The following is an 18,587-nucleotide window of genomic DNA, read 5'->3' on the forward strand; positions in this document are numbered from 1 at the left end:
CGAGTTTAAATTTTAGCTTAACTGCCGTCAAGGACTACAAAGCGAGAAATTTCTGACTCGCGATCGACTCTGAGGATTCTGTTACAGTAAGTCGTATCTCACAATCTCAAATATCAAATCCTTTGACAAATGACTACTATAATTCAGCAAGTTTGGATTCAAAGATACTCCATAGGCTCTTTATTGCTAATACTGACTAGCGGTTTGCTCAGTTGTGGCAATGTACCCATGTCTCAACTCAATCTCGGTTTGAATGTTGCTAGCATTGGCGACATTCAACAAAAGCGGCAAGTTGATGGTGAAGTTTATCTCCGAGGGAAGGTGGAAAATCGCGCTCCGTTTGTGGGGAATGCGGCTTATCAAATTCAAGACGGTACTGGTAAGATTTGGATTTTAACTAAGCAAGCTTTGCCCAAGCTTGGCGATGAAGTGTTGCTCAAGGGAGAAGTCCGCTTTAAGAGTATCACCGTGAAGGAATTGGCAGGGAAGGATTTAGGTGAAGTTTATATTGAGGAAATGGAACAATTAAACCGCACTCCAGCGGCTGATAAAGCAAAATAGCTACACGCTAATTTTTTTTCAATAATTAAGTACCTGTATTTCATGAAAATCCAAGGTATGTAGTTGCGCTTGGGCGCTTTGGCTTTGGTTATTGGTGATGAAATGCGATCGCGTTTACGAGCTCTTTCGTTTATATTACAGATTGGGTGAAACAAAGTTTTGACTGGGCTTGTTTATGAGCTTGTTCGTTTTTATTACAAATTTGGGTGAACCCGTCTCTAGTCAAAATTCTTCCCTCTTCCTTCTTCCTTCTTCCTTCTCGGTGCATTTCACTTTTGAAGAGAAGAGGGCGAAGCATGACCGCATATAAGTTATTAGCTATCATCTCATATTGATTGCGGTCATGCTTCGCCCCTACACACATATTTGCCAAACGCCAAACTGAGATGCACCCCTTCCCTCTTCCTTCTTTTCTCTTCCTTCTTCCTTCTTCCTTCTTCCTTCTTCCTTCTTCCTTCTTCCTTATGACTAAAATTCACGTTGCGATCGCCATTTTACACAAAGACGGCAAATTTCTCTGCCAGTTGCGGGACGATGTTCCTCATATCAGGTATCCCGGACATTGGGCTTTGTTTGGCGGACACTTGGAACCGGGAGAAACTGCCGAAGTGGCTCTGCTGCGCGAGTTAGTAGAGGAAATTTCCTGGGTTCCTGCAAGTGCCTCTTTTTTCTGTCGCGATGTCGAAGGAGATATTGTGCGCCATGTTTTTCACTCACAACTTACTGCGGATGTCAACGATTTAGTTTTGCAAGAGGGTTGGGATATGCAGTTGTTGACAGTGCAGGATATTCGGGCTGGTAAATGCTATTCTGAAAAGTCTGGAGATGTACGACCTTTTGGCATTCCTCACCAGCGGATTTTATTGAATTTTATTGAGTCGATTTGATATTCTATTAATAGACCTCTTGCAAAAGTCCTTTTAATCATATTTTGGGACGGGCTAGAAGCCCATCCCACAAGAAAAAAAAATTGTGGGATGGGCTAGAAGCCCGTCCTAAATATTTTTGCAAGAAGTCTAATGATTTGTAAGGTGCTTGTGGCGCACCCTACATTAGACCTCCTGCGAAAGTATTTTATCGATCCTTTAACAGTCGCCATTTCAGCCATTATTAACTAATAATAAAAGATTGGCCAGACATACTGGTAATTATCGGTTTTGTCGATTAGGTGAGGACTTTCGCAGGAGGTCTATTAACTTAGCAGTTAAGAACGAGCCGCAATCATTCCCGTTTGGCGTGCGTAGGCAAACAGCCCTCCGGCATCAATCACCGGCCCGACATCTCCTAAAGGCTTGAGGGAGTAAGTGAGATTTTGAGTGTGGTTGATAATTTTATCGCCCGCAAAGTCGATCGTCACTTCTTGGCCTGTTACAAATAGGTCGCAAAGTCGATCGACCGATTCGATCGGATACAATTCGCCAGTCGCCGAGCAATTGCGAAAGAAAATCCGCGCGTAAGACAAGGCTACCACCGCTGTGACGCCCGCAGCCCCCAGAGCGATCGGAGCGTGCTCCCGCGAAGAACCGCAACCAAAATTTTCGCCCGCAATGATAATCGGATACCGGGTTTTGGTTTCGCCGGCTTCCATAAACTTGCCGTAGCGATCGGGCAACCCAATCATCGCATAACTGCCTAGTTTCTCGTACTCGTCCGGCTTCGAGGGAACCAAGGTCAGGTATTCGGCTGGGATAATTTGATCTGTATCGATGTTGTCATCTAGAACAAAAATTTGACCGCTAATTACTTTACCCATAGTTTATTTCCTGTTGTCTCGCTCAATTCTGTGGCGATCGTGTTAAGTGGGATCGGTATGCAAGATTTGCATCTGTTCATTTTAACCTGGCACTGTCAGTGATAACGTGTATAGATAAAAATTAGATCCGAGACTTTGGATTAAAAATTAACAGATTGCGAAGCGTCAAAATAGTGTTATGGCGAATCAAATAGATGACATTGCTCGGCAAGCTCGCGAGGGCTCCGTTGCATCGATTATTCAAATCCTTAACGACAAACTGGCACACGTAGGTGTCAGAGCTAGAGCCGTGTTTGCTTCTGGGATACTGCAACTGCTGTGCGAAGCTGCAACACCCCAACTGCTCGAACAGTCTAGTTTGGTCGATCGCATCCGAGAAATTTTGGAGAATCTCTCGCCCCGCAATATTCGCCGAGTCAACATCAACACCCGGCTGGTGCGAGAACACCAACTGCTGTGGCTCGAAGAAATTAGCCGCGATCCAGAAAATCAATTGCTGTGGTCCCAAGAAATTAAACTCAGAAAGCCAAATTTGTTCAAGCGTTTGGCCGCCGCCCATCACGAACGCCAAGCTGAAGAGCGGGCTTTGCCCAGAATCGCTGCTCCTCGATCGATGCAGCAACCGCGGCAATTTAAGCGCGGTATCGTCGGCGGCGTCAGCTTGAGCGTGTTGTTGCTGGTTGCGGTGGCCGCCATCTACAAAGGACTCAATTCCCCAGTGCCAAACAGCACAGCCGCCACCACCCAAGCAGTTGCCAGTCCCAGTTCCTCAGAAGCAACACCTGCTGTCAAAACTTCTAAGGAAAATCCTAATTCTGCTGTTGACTCTTTTTCCCAAGCAGTGCGGGTGGCAGAGCAAGCAGCCACCCAGGGCAAAACCGCTCAATCTCGCGAAAATTGGTTAGTAGTGGCCGCTAAGTGGCAGCAAGCTTCGGATTTGATGGCCGCCGTATCCCCAAATCATCCCCGCTCTGCAACGGCTGTTAACCGGACGGTACTTTATCGCCAAAATAGCGATCGAGCCCAACAGGAAGCACAAAATAAGTAAGCAGGGAAGTCGGATAAATTTAACAATAGAACTAGCAAGCGCGTTTCTAGAACTTGCGATCGATGAGTAGTCGAGCAAAAACTTCGTAACTCTCAGATCGATCCTGAGGGAGGATTTTTTATTTTTTATTTTTTGCGATCGGCGTCACTCGATCGCATGATTTATATCACAATAAAATTTTATCAGGATCACAAACTTAAATAAGAAACATCACAGAATCAGGAGAGGGGTCTCACAAAGCAGTCTCAAAAATAAATTCATTCTCAGAACAGTTCAAATTAGTGGGAATGGGATTTATCCTCATCTGGTCAAGGATGCTAAAGTTCATCCCGTACAGATCCAAGGGTAGAAAACAGCAAAATAGAACTCGGTCGGATCTGAGTAAGTCTTTTAAAGATTTAGTTACCCGCCGACGGGCTGCGCCAACGCAGAAAGCAGGCTCATAACAGTCCAACCGACTGTTATCAGAAAACTGGGTTGAAAACCCGTCGTTCTACGACGGCTTTACAAGATTTTACAGGCAGCTTACGATTGAGGTGTGAAACTGGAAACATGACACTCAAAGCCTTCAGCTATCGATTCTACCCAACGCCAGAACAGGAAAGCCTGTTGCGACGCACGATAGGTTGTGTTCGTTTGGTCTACAACCGTGCCTTAGCTGCAAAGACTCAAGCTTGGTATGAAGAACAAAAACGGGTAGCATATACTGAGACTTCAAGTATGCTAACTTCCTGGAAGAAAACTCTTGAATTAGAATTCCTAAATGAAGTTTCTTCAGTACCGTTGCAGCAGTGCTTGCGACATTTGCAAACTGCTTACAATAACTTCTTTGACGGGCGAGCAAAATATCCCAATTTCAAGAAAAAACGCAACGGTGGCAGCGCGCAATTTGCTGCGTCGGCATTTAAGTTCAAGGACGGACAAGTTTACTTAGCCAAGTCTGTTGACCCCTTACCTATTCGTTGGAGTCGAACACTACCGGACGGTTGCCGACCATCAACGATTACGGTAAAGCTGGCACCATCTGGTAGGTGGTCAGTTTCTTTGTTGGTAAATGTGGAAATTGAAACATTACCCGACGAGTCAGACAACCAAATCGGTATTGACTTGGGAATTACCAGTTTGCTGGCACTGAGCACAGGCGAAAAAATTGTCAACCCCAAAGGATTTAAGGCAAAATATCGCCAACTTAGAAGAGCGCAGAAAGCTTTAAGTCGAAAACAGAAGGGGTCAAATAACCGACACAAAGCAAGGCTGAAAGTAGGGAGAGTGCATCAAGAAATTGCCGATGCAAGGAAAGATAATCTTCACAAGTTAACAACGCGGTTGGTGCGTGAAAACCAAACCATCGCCGTAGAAAATTTAGCTGTGAAGAACATGGTAAAAAATCGAAAACTGGCTCTTGCCATCAGCGACGCAAGTTGGGGTGAATTGGTCAGGCAACTTGAATACAAGTGCAATTGGTACGGTCGCACTTTAATCAAGATTGACCGATGGTTCCCGAGTTCAAAACGGTGTTTTGAGTGCGGATATATTGTTGAAAAACTGCCGTTAAATGTTCGGGAGTGGAAGTGTCCTAATTGCGGGTCACACCATGACCGAGACATCAACGCCAGTAAGAATATTCTGGCCGCAGGGCTTGCGGTAACAGTCTGTGGAGCGACTGTAAGACCAGAACAGAGTAAATCTGTTAAGGCAGGTGCGAAAAACCGATCCGGAAGGAAGCAGAAACCCAAATCGTGAGGCTTGGGAATCCTCGCTCTTCTAAGGCGGGGAGGATGTCAAAGATAGGTTCTATATATGCAGCACGAATCTGCTTAAACATCATTAAAAAAAAGAAAGACTTCGTTGCCATGATCGATTACCAGGGAAATCAAGACTTTACTCCGATCGACCAATCGCCTTCAGAGTCTCGCACTTTGCATCTACCACCAATGGCAGAACCAGTATCAGTCCAAAAATTTCTGGATCGTCTTATGCAGTACCAGGTCGATCCTGCCCTTGTCGGGCGGCAAATTTACCAAATTCTCGCGACCAACATCGATCGAGAAATCCTGCTGCTACAAATAGCAAAAACTTTGGGGGTTGCTTGTGGGGTAGATTTCTGTTTGGTTGCTGCTGTAGCTGACCAGAAAGTAGTAATTCCGAATGCTTGCTGGCTTCAGAAGAGCGATCTGCTAAACGCTGCGGATGCAAGTAAGATACCCGAAGACTCCCAAAGCACAAAATTAGAATCGCCTAGCATATCGCTCGAACATCCTGTTTTCGCAAACCTGCTAGCAGACGGCGAGATAGTAGGGATCTCCGACTATCTTGATACTCCTTTGACAGCTTCATCGCCCAATTCCCCTGTGACACCGCTGCCTTGTCGGGCAATTTTGGCAGCGCCTGCGCGATTTGGAGGGGCTGTAAATGGGACGATCGTTCTTGGTAAGTTGCAACCTCACGAGTGGTCAGCAACCGATCGCCAGCGCTTAGAAGCAGCATCAGAGGCGATCGGTATCGCGATTGCTCACATTCAAAAAACTCAAGAAATTGCCAGTTTAAACGAACAGTTACAGCAACAAGCTAAATACAAAAATCTACTCAGGTCAGTGGCTACTGCGATCGACACCAGTTCAGAAGTCGATCAATTTTTGCAGCAAATTATTGAAAATACCGTCAATACCTTGCAAGTAGATAGAGGTCAAATACTGCTGTTCAAAGATACAGACTTCCCCTTAACAAAAGCCTCCGTCAATCAAACTCCCAAAGCAAAAATAGTATTAATTGGCGAATCTGCATCAACCAAAAATGAAGGTAAACTAACAATAGAACCAAAAAATTCTGGAAAACAAAGCTCGAAAGCCAAACCCAAAACCCAGGCAAAAAGTGCTAATTCCAAATCCAAAAGTTCTAACTCCAAACAAAATAACTCTCCCGCTTTTTGGCTGTCGGAATCTAATTTGTGCGGTCAAGCATTCCAGAGCGCACCCCAACCTCTCGCCCTTGCTGACGCCAGCGAATTAATCGACAAGGAAGAAGAGGGAGCCGCAGAAATCTTGAAACTCCAAGGTATTCGGGGGTTGCTGGTAATTCCCATCATGCACGCAAGCAGACAGGAAATTGTCTTAGGGTTCTTGGTTTTGCAGCACTCCGAGCCGCGCCCTTGGAACCCTGAAGAATTAGAAATTCTGGAATCAGTCTGCGCTCAAGCGAGCAGGGCGATTATTCAAACTCAGATATTCAAGGAAGTGCAAACCCAAGTCCAAAAAAGAGATGCTGAGTTGGAAGAAAGTATCAACGTGCAGGAGAAACTGCACGAACAATCTGCCAATCAACTAGATCAACTACGCAAATTGAAGCTGATCAAAGACGAGTTTATCGACAATGTTAGTCACGAGTTGCGAACCCCTTTGACAATCATGAATCTGGCGATTCTGATGCTCAAACAGGCCGAACAGCCATCAGCAAGTCGGGCTAATTATCTCGACATTCTAGAGCAGCATTGTGCTAAGGAAGCCGCCCTGGTTCAGGATTTGCTAACCTTCAAGCAATTAGAGCGTCAGCCACTCCCTCTTTATCCAGTCAACATCGATCTCAACCTTTTAATTAAAGATTTAGTTGTGGATTTTGAGAAAAAGTGGGCGGATAAGGGATTGACTCTGAAGGTGGATGTGCCGAAGTTTACCCCTTCCTTGGAAAGCGACCCGGACAGTCTTAAGCGGGTACTACTGGAACTGCTGACGAATGCTGGAAAATACTCGACTTCAGAAACAACGGTAGTTTTCAAGGCGTCTGAGGTAGCCAGCGATATTGTCCTGAGTGTGTCTAATTTCGGGCGTGGCATTCCTGATGCTGATTTGCCCCACATCTTTGAAAAGTTCCGTCGCGGTACTGGCATTACCAACAAAGCGATCGCCGGTACGGGTTTGGGTCTAGCCCTGGTAAAGTCTTTAGTGCAGCACTTGAATGGTACTATTGATGTGTCTAGTTGTCCGGCAGAAAGTTCTGAATCTGACGAGTTGTGCCGCACATCTTTTACTCTGACTTTGCCAAAAATTCCAGCGGAACTGTTGAATCTATAATAATAGTTCGGTTGAGAAGCGGCCCTGAATTGCCAGCGAACAGGCTAAAACTTGCGTTAATAGGGAGATTAGAAAATATAGCAAACCTTACCAAATCATCCTTTTTGATTTGTTTGTCTGATTGCGGGAACTTCTCTGAGTTTCGCGTGGGAAGAGGGGCTGTTTACCGCATAGCCGACGACTCGACACCCGTACCGGTACCGGAGGGGACTGTAATTCCCGGCTTAGCATTGGAATTGGATTGTTGATTCAAAAACGCAAGCATCTGGCTGTGAAATAAACTGACCAGAAAGAATTGGTTAAAAGCCCCAAGTCTTTGAGGGAGAAATTAAAATCAGACTATTCATTACTCCAATCCTCTTCCTTCTAGGTAGAGTTCGCTTTCAAACTGTCCCAGGTCAACTGTCAACTGTCCCAGGTCAACTGTCAACTGTTGAAGGTGTTTGGCTGCAAGTAAATTCCGTTATTTGTCGGGTATTTCTATCTGAGCCGATCGCTTGCTGCAATTTCCAGTTAAAATCGTTGCGGTGCACCTCAATAGATCGCGACGAATCTTATGCTCACAAAAGCTGCACCTAAACTCCTGCGTTGGCAACGTTCTAAATATTCGCCGCTGGCACGACAAATAGACGTTTTTGCTGCGACGGCAAAGTTTATGTTTTTTTTGTGGTGGGATGGACTGCTGCAAGATAAGTCTGCTCATACTAGAAGAATTCGTGCCCATTGGTTGGTCAATACTTTGCTGGATTTGGGCCCGACTTTTATTAAAATCGGGCAGTCTCTCTCCACTCGCGCGGATTTGCTGCCGCTGGAGTACGTGAAGGAGTTGGAACAGTTGCAGGATCGGGTTCCTGAGTTTAGTTCCGAAGAGGCGATCGCCCTTGTAGAATCAGAGTTAGGCAAGGATATTTACGCTTTGTACCGGGATTTTGACCCGTTGCCCATTGCTGCGGCGAGTCTGGGCCAGGTGCACAAAGCGAGGCTGCACACCGGGGAAGATGTGATTGTGAAGGTGCAGCGTCCGGGTTTGGAAAGGTTATTCGATTTGGATGTCAAGGCGGTGCGCCAAGTAATGCGTTTGTGCGATCGCTATTTACCAGGGACGCGCAAGTACGACCTAGAATCTCTTTATCACGAATTTTTTAAGATTTTATATCAAGAGATTGACTACGTACAAGAAGGCAAAAATTCCGATCGCTTCAGCCATAATTTTCAAGAATATCCTCAGATTATTGTCCCGAAAGTCTACTGGCAATACACGACTAAAAAAGTGCTGACTTTAGAATACGCGCCGGGGATTAAGGTGGACGACAGGATCAGTTTAGAGGCGATTGGAGTAGATATTACGAAGCTCAATCAACTCGGAATTTCCTGTTACTTGAAGCAGTTGTTAATTGACGGTTTTTTTCAAGCTGACCCGCATCCGGGAAATTTGGCGGTAACAGAAGATGGTAGCTTGATATTTTACGATTTTGGGATGATGGCAGAAGTGAAGTCTCTGGCTAAGGACGAAATGGTCAAGACTTTTTTTGCTGTGCTGAGAAAGGATACCGATCGGGTACTGGATACTTTAATTGCGATCGGCTTAGTGGAGCCGATGCCGGATATGATGCCGGTACGCAGGCTGATTGCTTTTCTGTTGGATAAGTTTATTGATAAGCCGATCGACTTTCAAGCATTCAATGAAATCAAGAACGAACTGTACATCATGTTCGAGCAACAACCGTTTCGCTTACCAGCAGAAATGATGTTTATTGTCAAGTCGCTGACGACTCTCGACGGCATTGCTAGAACTCTCGACCCTCACTACAATTTCCTATCATGCGCTCAGCCTTTTGTCAAGAGTATTGCGGTGAGTAAAGGGCGCAGAAGTGCGATCGGAGAATTGGCTCTCCAAGCACGAAATTTTATCACCTACAAGTTACAGCAGCCGAGTAAATCGCAAGTTTTTATCAAGCGTTTGGAACAGCGGATAGAAGATGGGGAGTTGCAAATTCGAGTCCGCAATATCGAGAGCGATCGCGCCCTGAAACGCATCAATCTCGCCCTGAAAACTCTGATTTTTGCCTGTATGGCTGGTTTTGGGGGGCTGACGGGTGCAGTGCTGCTGGTGGGCGGATATCAAACGGGGGCGATCGTAGCTTTTGCTGTGTCGGGATGCGCTGGCTTGTTTGTGCTGCGTTCTTTGCTAGATTTGTTAGTGAGGGAAAAGCTCGATCGAATAGCCGAAAAATAAATATACTTACTTGGTAATTAGGTTCGTAGTGAGGACTTTAGTCCTCATTTAAAACACTAAAGTAAAGACGAATTCAGCTCATGCTGTCTCCTGCATTTTTAGCAGATTTAATGCTGCAAAACGTTCATATTCTGCTTGTTGGGTCGCTAAATTTGCTTCTATTTCTGGTCGATTTGCGTGATAATAAGTCAGTGCAGCATAAACCTGCGCTAGGGTGAGATGATCCAGATCCGCTGCTATTTCCTCAGCACTATTACCTTGTTTGTATAAGACTACGATTCGCTGCACCGATGTGGCAGTACCTGCAATAATAGGGATGCCACCGCGAAGGTGCGGATCGCGGATAATGAGAGTGCCAATATCAGTTAAAGTTGGCATAGGTGAATCTGGGGTTAAAAATTAGAATTCAATTCTAGCATAAATTTATTAATTTTTTAAGCTATAATCTAATCAACCTGCCCTAAGTGTTCCAGAAGATAAGCAGCAGGAGGATTTGCTATGTCAACTACTGTTCGAGAAGTTTACGATCGCGTTCTTTCTACCCTTTCACCAAAGGATAGACTGCGCTTGGCAACTCTTATTCTCAACGATTTGGTGCAGCAAAATCTATCGGTTGTCGATGAAAGCGAGACTTGGACTGAAGAAGATAAACTCGATGTGACTACATTTTCTTTGCAGTATGCGGCCACCATTTTTCCTGAAAACGAGGAGATTTAATAGTGTCTTTTAATCCTGGTGATGTGGTGACAGTAGATTTTCCTGGTGTCACTGGCATTAAACGTCGTCCGGCGGTAATTCTATCATCAGTTACCTATAACACAACCCGCCGCGATGTAATAGCTGGACTACTGACTACACAGACAACTGCTTTAGGTATAACTGATTATATACTCCAAGATTGGGCCACAGCAGGTTTACGAGTCGTTTCGGTTTTTCGCAGTTTTATTGTCACTCTACCGCCATCTTCCAACTTAGTTCTAATTGGTCATCTGTCGGAACGTGACTGGAAGGAAGTTCGTGCTTGCTTGAAAGTCGCTCTTGCGGATTTGGAATGATATAGTTGTTACTGTTGGACGAAGAAGTGTTCGACAATATCCTCTTTAGAGTAGATTATCCTTGAATTTTGCCGACTTAATTTATGAAATATTTTGTCCTACTACCGTGCTTCTAGATACTCACAGAGAGTAGTTGGTTCGGGAATTGGTAAACCCTCCTCTCGCAACCCTTCTAAGTGAAATTCGATCGCTTCTTTAATTTCCTGCTGTACTTCCGCAAGGGTAGCGCCTGTGGCTGCACATCCAGGTAAATCTGGCGCATAAGCTGAATAGTTATTGGGTGTTTTTTCAATGACGATCGCATAACGCATCATTTAGTCTCGAATTTAGAGTTGATTAGTTAATTGTAGGGTGTGTGACGGCGATAAATCTTTACATCAAAACCAGGAAAATATGTACAGTCAATCGATTTTAGATTTTAGATTTTAGATTTTAGATTAACCCCACGGATAAATTCGGGGGAAGAGAGGATTTTAGATTTTCGATTTGGGATTGATTCATCACGTGGCGGGTACCATCAAAAAATTATTGGTCACGCACCGCCTCAGTCGCGATCTGAATTTCAACAAAAAAATACTGCCGAATAAATGTTGTGTTTATTTATAAAACCATTGTGTTCAGGTGCGGATATCTTAAATTGTCGATAGGTAGCTAGGAATTTTTCGTGGATCCACACCCTACGAATTAAGTAAACATTATTGCATGATATATCAGCTCGATCGAGAGTTGATTCACTTGATTTGATAAATGTAAGCATCATCAATGTACCTATGATTGACGCTTTGATTCGTTATCCGTCTCCCTGAGAAACTTGATTTGAAACGTTGTTGTAACTCGCGCAATCCCTGAATTAATTCATCTTTGACACTGACTGCGACAAGGGCTGTCCAATCAATTTTCAATTCTGGCTCTACCTCGCGAAAGACTGATAGTATCTCGTGGTAAGTTTTAAGTGGGCCTTTCTTATCATATGAAGGCGATGTGAGCATCAATCGCCAGGTTTCGGGTTCTGGTGCGTAGAACCAGAGAGCAGAATCAACTGATACACCTGCTGCATTAAGAGCGTCTATTAGTCTTTGACCTTCTGCTATTTCTTGACTTACCAATGTTGCTGTACCCATTGTAAAATTCCGTGATTGCTGTCGGTAATTGCTGAGTAAATATCGAGGGCTTTTTGTCGGTCATGTTTTTGGTAACGGCTTTCTTCTGACCAGTCTTTAAGAACTACCCATGCAGTTAAAAACTCTACATCTTTTAGCAGAGTTTTTAATTCGGAATCAAGTTTAGCAACTTTAACAAGTTTTTCTAAATCGTGGGTGTAACTGTCGAAAACAGTTTTTTTGTCAGGAAAGTCGAATTTCCGCGTTTGTTTTGCGATGCAAGCTTTTAAAGCGCATTCAACAACATAACCGCTGAGATAGTAAGCACCAGAGTATTGACGATTTTCGAGCAGCACTTCTACTTCTTTAAGTCGAGTGAGTGCGATGTTTTGTAAATCTCGTCTATTCACAAGTTTAGCTTACCTCCATGAAATCAGCAAGAAGACCGGGCGGTTGAAACCGCGTCTGGATTTACAATTATCCAATACGAGAGGAAGTTCAACCAACCAAATGCAAAAATGATACCTAGCGTGTGGGTTGGGGTTGTTGCCTTTACCACTTGCTAGATATCATTTTGATATCAGAGTTAGATTTTCAATACCCCCAGGGGAATTCGAATCCCCGTCGCATCCGTGAAAGGGATGTGTCCTAGGCCTCTAGACGATGGGGGCGCGTTTTTCGTTGCGTTTGCTTGTGTTCCGCACCTTTATTACCTTAACTAATCTTTCTGAATTTGTCAACTACTTTGCGAAAGTTTTTTTCTAGTCGTCCGAAAGTTGCTCGCAGTAGGCTTTGAGAATGGCGGCGCAATTGCCGATCGCCCCGAGATGAGCAATCTCGAACCCGTGGGTGTTCTGGGTGGGGAAAGCCAAACAAGCGGCGCGGGCCACATGGCCGAACTTCATGGCGATCGAAGCATCGCTTCCAAAACCGCTAATTACCGCCAACTGCACCTCTACATCGACTGCTGCGGCTGCTGCGCCTAATTGGCCGTTCAATCCTTCATCGTAGACTCCGTAGCCGTCCTGAACCAGCAACACCGGGTTTTCGCCATCTGCGATCGGGTATTCCGGCGCGATCGGGCAAATTTCCAAAGCAATCAGCGCATCCAACGGCTGGCGCTGCGTGAAATACAAAGCCCCGATCGCCCCAACCTCCTCCTTCGCCGACGCCACCAAATAAACATTCACCGCAGGCTCTGTCAAATATTCCGCCAGAGCCAGCAAAATCGCCACAGAAGCCTTGTTGTCAAGGGTGTAGCTCGCGATCCAATCCTTCAAGCGAATCGGCTGTTTGCGGTGCTTTCCTACCACCATCCGCGTGCCCGGCCGAATTCCGGCCTCGGCTAATTCCTCGGTAGTACACTTGGTTTCGATCCAGGCATTTTCCCACTTGACAGCAGCATCTTCCTGCTGAGCTTTTTGAGGAGATTCGTGAGAAACGTGGCGACTCCCGAAGCTGAGAATGCCGCTAATTGTTTGCTTGTCGCCCAATAAATCGACGACGCCTTCGCCATAAACCCAAGGAAACGCGCCGCCCAATCTGCGGACTTCAACGCGGCCGATCTCGCCTATTGTTTTAACTAGGGCGCCAATTTCGTCTTTGTGGGCGGTAATGGCGATCGACTTGGAGGGATTGCGGCCCGGAATTAGGGCGATCGCATTGTCAGCGCGATCGATCCAAGCATTCACTCCCAGGGCGGCGAACTTTTCCATCAACCGCTGGTTAATTTCCGACTCCGCACCGCTGGGTGAGTGCAGCATGACTAATTCTTCGATTGTTTGAAATAGGCGATCGAACTCTAACATTTTTGATTCCCGGATTTGGGAGCGTATTTTGACATATATTAAAGCAGATTTTTTCTGGGTAGGAATCGTATTTTCTGAAGTGAATCTGATTTTTTTTGAACCGCAGAGGGCGCAGAGGGCGCAGAGAGCGTTATTATAAAAATGATTTTTTTTTAATATTCTTCTATGCTTGTCAATAAAATACTGCAACTTTTGCAACGTAAAATCCGCGCCCAAAAGTTAGGTGTAGAATTCAAGAGAGTTGCTAGCTTTAATTTGCCCGGTAATTTAATTGTGCAAGGAAATCGCCAACAAGTAAACTTGCCGGAGGAGAAAGGCATGGATGGAGAATTTATTGAAGTGCTTTTAGATGACTGTTACGGAGTGGAACAATTATCTGAATCGCTGATGAAAGTTCTCGATATCGGGGCGAATGTCGGGTTATTTCCGATCGCCGCCCGGAATCGATTTCCTCAAGCTGTAATTCACGCCTACGAAGCTAATCCAAACTTAGAAATTTACCTCAAACATCAATCTGAAATTGCCAATTTTACCTATTTTATGGAGGCTGTGGGAGCCGAAGATGGTAGAGTAGTTCTGGATATTCGGGAAGTATCGGGAAAAACGCGATCGCGCGTCAGCGAAAACGGTGATGTACCGATGGTATCGTTGAAAAGGGCGATCGATCGCATTGGCGGCAGCGTCGATTTAGCCAAAGTAGACTGCGAAGGTGCAGAATGGCTGTTATTTGAAGACCGAGATTCTTGGCAACTCGTGCAAAACCTGTCTTTAGAATATCACTTGTGGTCTGGTCACACTCACGCCGAAACCCGACAAGTTATTGAAAATTTAGGATTTCGGGTCACAAAGCAAACGCCAATAGATAAATGGTACGGCTCGATCTTAGCATCCCGAACCCCCAACCCTAAATAAGGTTCGTAGTTAGGACTTCAGTCCTCAGACTTTTTGAAGGACTGAAGTCCTAACTACAAACCAATTTTAACAGAATAGGACTTACGCGCGGGAGCCAGAAACCGGGTTTTTTCGAGAAAACTTTGTTGTGATTCGCAGATTTAGGGAAAAACCCGGTTTCTTTGTCGGAGTGCGCCCAGGACTGCTGAACTTGGATTAAATCAGTTCTTCACCTTGATTAAAACTGTGCATTCCTTGATTTTCCTCGACGCGCACAATAACATCTTCGGGAGTATTGATGATGCCTTTGAATGATTCTTGACTTGCTTGCAAAGCTTGTTCCTTGTTTTTGCGATCGGCAAGTTCGCGCTGCAACTTATCAATTATCCGTTCAAAACGAGCTGCTTGCCTGAGCATTTCCTGCTCCGAAAAATCCAGCAATTGAATCAAACTAGCAATTTGATTTTCCAGTAATTGATTTTCGTAAGCATTGTGAGATTGCACAATATTTGCCGATGTTTTTGAATTATTAAAAACATCTTTTTCGTCAGACAAAGACAGAGCCGTTTTGACACTAAGTGCAAAATGTTTAAACAATTGAGCTGTGCTATGGGGAATTTTTACTTTAAGGAAAATGACTACAGTAAACAAACTTCCCGATCGCAAAAGTCCCCCAAATGCCAAGACAGACTTGACTTTGTACGGGATAATTAAGGAATCTTGTTCCGGAATAAAGGGGCTGCCTTTTGCCTCGGATACGTGAAAAATATTTAATACTGCTGGTTCTAATTGCAGAAACCTTTCTCCCTCGATGCCGAGGACTGTAGGAATATCTAAACCGAACTGTCTGATGGTTTCCGAAATCGCCGGCATTTTGGCTACTACTTCGGTGCTAACTAAGGGAATAGCTGTATTTTCTACTGCTGTGTGCCGAGAATTCCACTGCGGTTCTATGCCTGCGGTTGCTAGTAGAGTCCAGCATTTCATGTCGGCGGCAGGGGATTTGCCATTCATTAAGCGGCGGGCGGATTGTTGCAATGATTCTTCTAATTCCCCGTAGGGATGAGTTTTGAACAAACGCACCAAAACACAGCTATTTTCTCCAGTTTGCGAATCGCAAAAATGTTGGTAAATATACTTGACAATTTTCTGGCTGCTAGCTTCCATACTAGCAGAATTTCTACCGAACTGGCGCAGCACTAAACTGCATTTCGCGATGTCTTGCGGGGTAAATAGGGTAATATCGTACATTAGAAAACGCTCTCCCAGACTCAAACACTCTTTTTCATTTATCCTTACGTCCGTTACCCCATCCGGAATTCTACTGAGAGTTTTTCCAAGTGTTAGTTAAAATATGTACAAAGTTTGCCAGCCAAATGCAGCGCTTGTCTGGCAGGATACAGAAATTAAGACTAAGCAAGAGTAATAGAAAACATCTATCCCGTAGCGCGCGCACCGCGCACAGAGAGGCAGATGTATGATTTATGGCGTTTGCAAGGATTTGTGGCGGTGACTCGGGCAGAGAAATTAAAGTAGCGAGACTTTTCTACCAGAGTCAGGATGATAATCTAACAGGTTTTTAGTGAGGACTTCAGTCCTCAGCAAAAGAAGGACTTAAGTCCTCACTACGAACCTGTAGTGAGGACTTCAGTCCTCAGCAAAAGAAGGACTTAAGTCCTCACTACGAACCTTTTTTTGTTTAAGTTGATGCTTTGTGCAAAATTTTTAAGCATCCCAAACAACTCTACTGGGCTGGTTGAGACTTGGCTTGCAGAGCATCTTTAGCCGACAATCCCTGATCTTGAATGCCAAAATACCACAAACTTGCAGCAGCTTCGGCGCGAGTCACGGATTTCTTCGGCTGAAAGAGAGTAGTAAAACCAAAAACCCGACGAATATTCGCCAAATCTCCATTGTTGAAATCAGCTAAAACTGCCCGCGACGCCTGGGAATCAATCTTAGAAGCGTCTTGAAAACCCCATTTTTCTTTGACTCCCTCAATGTTGGCTGTGGGCAAAACTTGACGAGTATCTAATGGTACTTTCCAGAGAATCATTGTTTCGCGGGTTAAAGGTGCATCCGGACGAAATTTCATATCTTTCGTTTCTCCAGAAAGCGAACTCGGAATTAAACCGGCTTCTGCTAAACCTTGAATTGCTGCAAAATCTGGATCTGTTTTGGGTATGTCAGAAAAGGCCGGTTCGCTAGATTCTACTGCTAATCTAATTTGTTTGGCTTGACGGCTGGCATAAATCTGATTGTTTGCTGCTACTAACCAGCGGGCGTATTCGCGGCGGGTGACAATTTTGTTGGGTTCGGGTAAACTGTTGCCAGTTTCTAAATTGGCACCGCTTTTAGATCGCACTTTCAGTGCTTCTAACTGAGCCAAATCTGCCACGTACTGCTGCAACTGTTGAGGAATTTTGGTGTCTAGTTGGCTAACTTTTTCTGATTTTGGCGAGGCGGATGGGGTTGGAGTAGTTCCTTCTGAATTTGATGGACTTGGTGAAGCGGTTGGAGATGGGCTAGACTCGGAATTGTTAGGTTGGGGACTGGCTGCTATTTCTGGGCCCTCTTTGCTGTAGTCGATCGCAAATTCTGTAGAACCTCCTACTTTTTGAGTCCCAGAAAGCGACACTGTTACCCGCAATTTATCTCGGGTTGCTACCAAAGAACCTTGTCCTTCGGCGGTTGGGCGGCTGACTATTTGCCAATTCCTGCGCCCAAATTCTGTCTGATAAAAGTTCTGAACCGAATTAACCGGATCTGTGCTTTCCCAGCGCAGCCGCACGTTTTTTGACTGTCCATCGCTGGGCGCACCAACTTCGATTAACTGAGCATTAGGATAGAGTGGAATCTCTGTCGGGAAATCGGCAGGAAGTTTGGCGGTTGTGCTGGTTTCAACTGCTGTCGCTGGGGGAGCAACAGGGACGGGAAGCGGAGTTTCGGTTAATTTCGGATCGGCGGCTACCGATTCTTCGAGGGCTTTGCTGTTGGGGCTGTTTGCACAAGCTGTCACAGAAACCAGCAGACTGATAGCCAGCCAAGTCTTTGCAGTAGCGAGTATATTGGTTTTATTAGTTTTACTGGTTTTGGTTGGGCCGATCGAGTTGCCTCGCCGTTGAGTACGTATAATATTCAGCATAAATCCCTCGTTTGCGGATATATTTCTAGGCTAGCGCAGATCGGACAAATATAATTTTTACCCAAATGAAATTTCTGCATATAATCCTAGTTACTGCTACGTTACTTGTTTCGGCCGTCAAGTTTGGCAGTCCCGCAAAAGCTGAAGCAGCCCCGCTGCGGGCGCCACTTCCTCAGCCGGAGTGGCAGCCGTTTTGCTCGGCAATGGGTCAGTTTGCGATCGATATGCCGGGAAATCCCAAAATTAATACTGAAACTTTTTCAACTCAAATTACCACTCATACATACAGGTCGATCTTAAAAAACAAAGAAACTTATTTACTTCAATATTTTGACCTAGATTTTCGGACTAGCAACAAGAATATCAAAATTACTTTAAATAATGCAGTAAATTTTTTTGTCGTGGCTGCAAATGCTAAATTGCTGCAAGTGCGTGATATTTCCCTGGGCGGCTACCCGGGAAAAGAGTTTGAGTTTCAGCCACTTTCTCCCAAGGAACCTATAGGTGTCGGTCAAGTTTTTTTGGTCGAAAAGCGCGTTTACGGGCTGGTTGCTACTACTCCAGAGCCAGAAAATGCTCAAAAATTTCTCGACTCTTTTCGTTTGTATTGAAGCAGGAAGTTCGGCAACGGATGTCAGCGATCGGTCATCAGTCATCAGTCATTAGTCATTGGTAATTGGTAATTGGTAATTGGTAATTGGTAATTGGTAATTGGTAATTGGTAATTGGTAATTGGTAATTGGTAATTGGTAATTGGTAATTGGTAAAATTGGTAATTGGTAATTGGTAATTGGTAATTGGTAATCAGAAAAAATTAGTTTTGAGTGGCGATCGAATCTATTAATAAAACTTACGTTTTTCAACTTGGTGTTTCTGAAAATTTTAGGTTTGGTAACTAAAAATCTCGGAATCAACCTGATTGA

General features: G+C 44.8%; 21 protein-coding genes and 1 tRNA gene. 10 read left to right on the forward strand and 12 right to left on the reverse strand.

Annotation, left to right across the window (positions count from 1 at the left end):
* Nucleotides 1–129: 129 nt before the first annotated feature.
* Nucleotides 130–561 carry a DNA-binding protein gene (locus tag JGK16_RS03350; RefSeq protein ID WP_293176516.1) on the forward strand — a complete coding sequence of 144 codons (432 nt, stop codon included), beginning with the start codon at nucleotides 130–132 and terminating at the stop codon, nucleotides 559–561.
* A 130-nt stretch (nucleotides 562–691) separates the two neighbouring features.
* Here the strand turns inward: JGK16_RS03350 and JGK16_RS03355 are convergent, their stop codons facing one another.
* Both JGK16_RS03355 and JGK16_RS03360 read right to left on the reverse strand, forming a co-directional pair.
* Complete coding sequence (locus JGK16_RS03355) at nucleotides 692–859, reverse strand: hypothetical protein (RefSeq protein WP_293195879.1); 168 nt, start codon at nucleotides 857–859, stop codon at nucleotides 692–694.
* A 43-nt stretch (nucleotides 860–902) separates the two neighbouring features.
* Nucleotides 903–1,040: a hypothetical protein gene (locus JGK16_RS03360; RefSeq protein WP_293189541.1), complete on the reverse strand. Its 138-nt coding sequence runs from the start codon at nucleotides 1,038–1,040 to the stop codon at nucleotides 903–905.
* Here JGK16_RS03360 and JGK16_RS03365 point away from each other — a divergent pair.
* Nucleotides 1,026–1,448 carry an NUDIX hydrolase gene (locus JGK16_RS03365; protein ID WP_293189539.1) on the forward strand — a complete coding sequence of 141 codons (423 nt, stop codon included), beginning with the start codon at nucleotides 1,026–1,028 and terminating at the stop codon, nucleotides 1,446–1,448. The genes JGK16_RS03360 and JGK16_RS03365 overlap by 15 nt on opposite strands.
* Nucleotides 1,449–1,765: 317 nt before the next feature.
* On the opposite strand, the gene JGK16_RS03370 is transcribed toward JGK16_RS03365, so the two are convergent.
* Complete coding sequence (locus JGK16_RS03370; protein ID WP_293176510.1) at nucleotides 1,766–2,314, reverse strand: 3-isopropylmalate dehydratase; 549 nt, start codon at nucleotides 2,312–2,314, stop codon at nucleotides 1,766–1,768.
* 178 nt (nucleotides 2,315–2,492) lie between these two features.
* Between JGK16_RS03370 and JGK16_RS03375 the strand changes: the two genes are divergently transcribed.
* The 4 genes from JGK16_RS03375 (at nucleotide 2,493) to JGK16_RS03390 (ending at nucleotide 9,665) form a co-directional block, all read left to right on the forward strand.
* Nucleotides 2,493–3,362, forward strand: coding sequence for a hypothetical protein (locus tag JGK16_RS03375; RefSeq protein ID WP_293176508.1), 870 nt, complete (start codon nucleotides 2,493–2,495; stop codon nucleotides 3,360–3,362).
* Between the two features lie 552 nt (nucleotides 3,363–3,914).
* Nucleotides 3,915–5,105 (forward strand): RNA-guided endonuclease TnpB family protein, encoded by a 1,191-nt coding sequence (locus tag JGK16_RS03380; RefSeq protein ID WP_293176506.1) that lies wholly within the window; start codon nucleotides 3,915–3,917, stop codon nucleotides 5,103–5,105.
* Between the two features lie 110 nt (nucleotides 5,106–5,215).
* Nucleotides 5,216–7,429 (forward strand): GAF domain-containing protein, encoded by a 2,214-nt coding sequence (locus JGK16_RS03385; protein ID WP_293189537.1) that lies wholly within the window; start codon nucleotides 5,216–5,218, stop codon nucleotides 7,427–7,429.
* A 556-nt stretch (nucleotides 7,430–7,985) separates the two neighbouring features.
* Nucleotides 7,986–9,665 carry an AarF/ABC1/UbiB kinase family protein gene (locus tag JGK16_RS03390; RefSeq protein ID WP_293176502.1) on the forward strand — a complete coding sequence of 560 codons (1,680 nt, stop codon included), beginning with the start codon at nucleotides 7,986–7,988 and terminating at the stop codon, nucleotides 9,663–9,665.
* 78 nt (nucleotides 9,666–9,743) lie between these two features.
* On the opposite strand, the gene JGK16_RS03395 is transcribed toward JGK16_RS03390, so the two are convergent.
* Entirely contained in the window at nucleotides 9,744–10,043 is a 300-nt protein-coding gene (locus tag JGK16_RS03395; protein ID WP_293176500.1) for a DUF433 domain-containing protein, read from the reverse strand.
* Between the two features lie 120 nt (nucleotides 10,044–10,163).
* Here JGK16_RS03395 and JGK16_RS03400 point away from each other — a divergent pair, with 120 nt between their 5' ends.
* Together JGK16_RS03400 and JGK16_RS03405 are read left to right on the forward strand one after the other, a co-directional pair.
* Nucleotides 10,164–10,382, forward strand: coding sequence for a hypothetical protein (locus JGK16_RS03400; RefSeq protein WP_293176498.1), 219 nt, complete (start codon nucleotides 10,164–10,166; stop codon nucleotides 10,380–10,382).
* 2 nt (nucleotides 10,383–10,384) lie between these two features.
* Nucleotides 10,385–10,720: a type II toxin-antitoxin system PemK/MazF family toxin gene (locus tag JGK16_RS03405; RefSeq protein WP_293176496.1), complete on the forward strand. Its 336-nt coding sequence runs from the start codon at nucleotides 10,385–10,387 to the stop codon at nucleotides 10,718–10,720.
* A 101-nt stretch (nucleotides 10,721–10,821) separates the two neighbouring features.
* On the opposite strand, the gene JGK16_RS03410 is transcribed toward JGK16_RS03405, so the two are convergent.
* From JGK16_RS03410 to JGK16_RS03430, 5 genes are all read right to left on the reverse strand, one after another.
* Nucleotides 10,822–11,034: a type II toxin-antitoxin system HicB family antitoxin gene (locus tag JGK16_RS03410; protein WP_325315532.1), complete on the reverse strand. Its 213-nt coding sequence runs from the start codon at nucleotides 11,032–11,034 to the stop codon at nucleotides 10,822–10,824.
* Between the two features lie 417 nt (nucleotides 11,035–11,451).
* A complete protein-coding gene (locus JGK16_RS03415; protein ID WP_293176494.1) occupies nucleotides 11,452–11,841 on the reverse strand; it encodes a hypothetical protein in 390 nt (129 codons plus the stop codon).
* Nucleotides 11,820–12,230, reverse strand: coding sequence for a HEPN domain-containing protein (locus JGK16_RS03420; protein WP_293176492.1), 411 nt, complete (start codon nucleotides 12,228–12,230; stop codon nucleotides 11,820–11,822). Before JGK16_RS03420 ends, JGK16_RS03415 begins: the two co-directional genes overlap by 22 nt.
* 188 nt (nucleotides 12,231–12,418) lie before the next feature.
* Nucleotides 12,419–12,491, reverse strand: a tRNA-Glu gene (locus tag JGK16_RS03425).
* A gap of 90 nt (nucleotides 12,492–12,581) precedes the next feature.
* On the reverse strand, nucleotides 12,582–13,628 hold the full coding sequence (locus JGK16_RS03430) for a M42 family peptidase (protein ID WP_293176490.1): 1,047 nt from the start codon (nucleotides 13,626–13,628) through the stop codon (nucleotides 12,582–12,584).
* 165 nt (nucleotides 13,629–13,793) lie between these two features.
* Between JGK16_RS03430 and JGK16_RS03435 the strand changes: the two genes are divergently transcribed.
* On the forward strand, nucleotides 13,794–14,540 hold the full coding sequence (locus JGK16_RS03435; protein ID WP_293176488.1) for an FkbM family methyltransferase: 747 nt from the start codon (nucleotides 13,794–13,796) through the stop codon (nucleotides 14,538–14,540).
* A gap of 195 nt (nucleotides 14,541–14,735) precedes the next feature.
* On the opposite strand, the gene JGK16_RS03440 is transcribed toward JGK16_RS03435, so the two are convergent.
* Both JGK16_RS03440 and JGK16_RS03445 read right to left on the reverse strand, forming a co-directional pair.
* Nucleotides 14,736–15,770, reverse strand: a complete 1,035-nt coding sequence (locus JGK16_RS03440) for a histidine kinase (protein ID WP_293176486.1) — start codon at nucleotides 15,768–15,770, stop codon at nucleotides 14,736–14,738.
* Between the two features lie 493 nt (nucleotides 15,771–16,263).
* Nucleotides 16,264–17,664, reverse strand: coding sequence for an S-layer homology domain-containing protein (locus JGK16_RS03445; RefSeq protein WP_293189535.1), 1,401 nt, complete (start codon nucleotides 17,662–17,664; stop codon nucleotides 16,264–16,266).
* 65 nt (nucleotides 17,665–17,729) lie between these two features.
* Here JGK16_RS03445 and JGK16_RS03450 point away from each other — a divergent pair, with 65 nt between their 5' ends.
* Complete coding sequence (locus tag JGK16_RS03450) at nucleotides 17,730–18,275, forward strand: hypothetical protein (protein WP_293176482.1); 546 nt, start codon at nucleotides 17,730–17,732, stop codon at nucleotides 18,273–18,275.
* A 55-nt stretch (nucleotides 18,276–18,330) separates the two neighbouring features.
* Here the strand turns inward: JGK16_RS03450 and JGK16_RS32680 are convergent, their stop codons facing one another.
* Nucleotides 18,331–18,441 (reverse strand): hypothetical protein, encoded by a 111-nt coding sequence (locus JGK16_RS32680; protein WP_366517152.1) that lies wholly within the window; start codon nucleotides 18,439–18,441, stop codon nucleotides 18,331–18,333.
* Nucleotides 18,442–18,587: the final 146 nt, after the last annotated feature.

This window comes from Microcoleus sp. PH2017_09_SFU_O_A, from assembly GCF_020738625.1.
Classification (GTDB): Bacteria; Cyanobacteriota; Cyanobacteriia; order Cyanobacteriales; family Microcoleaceae; genus Microcoleus.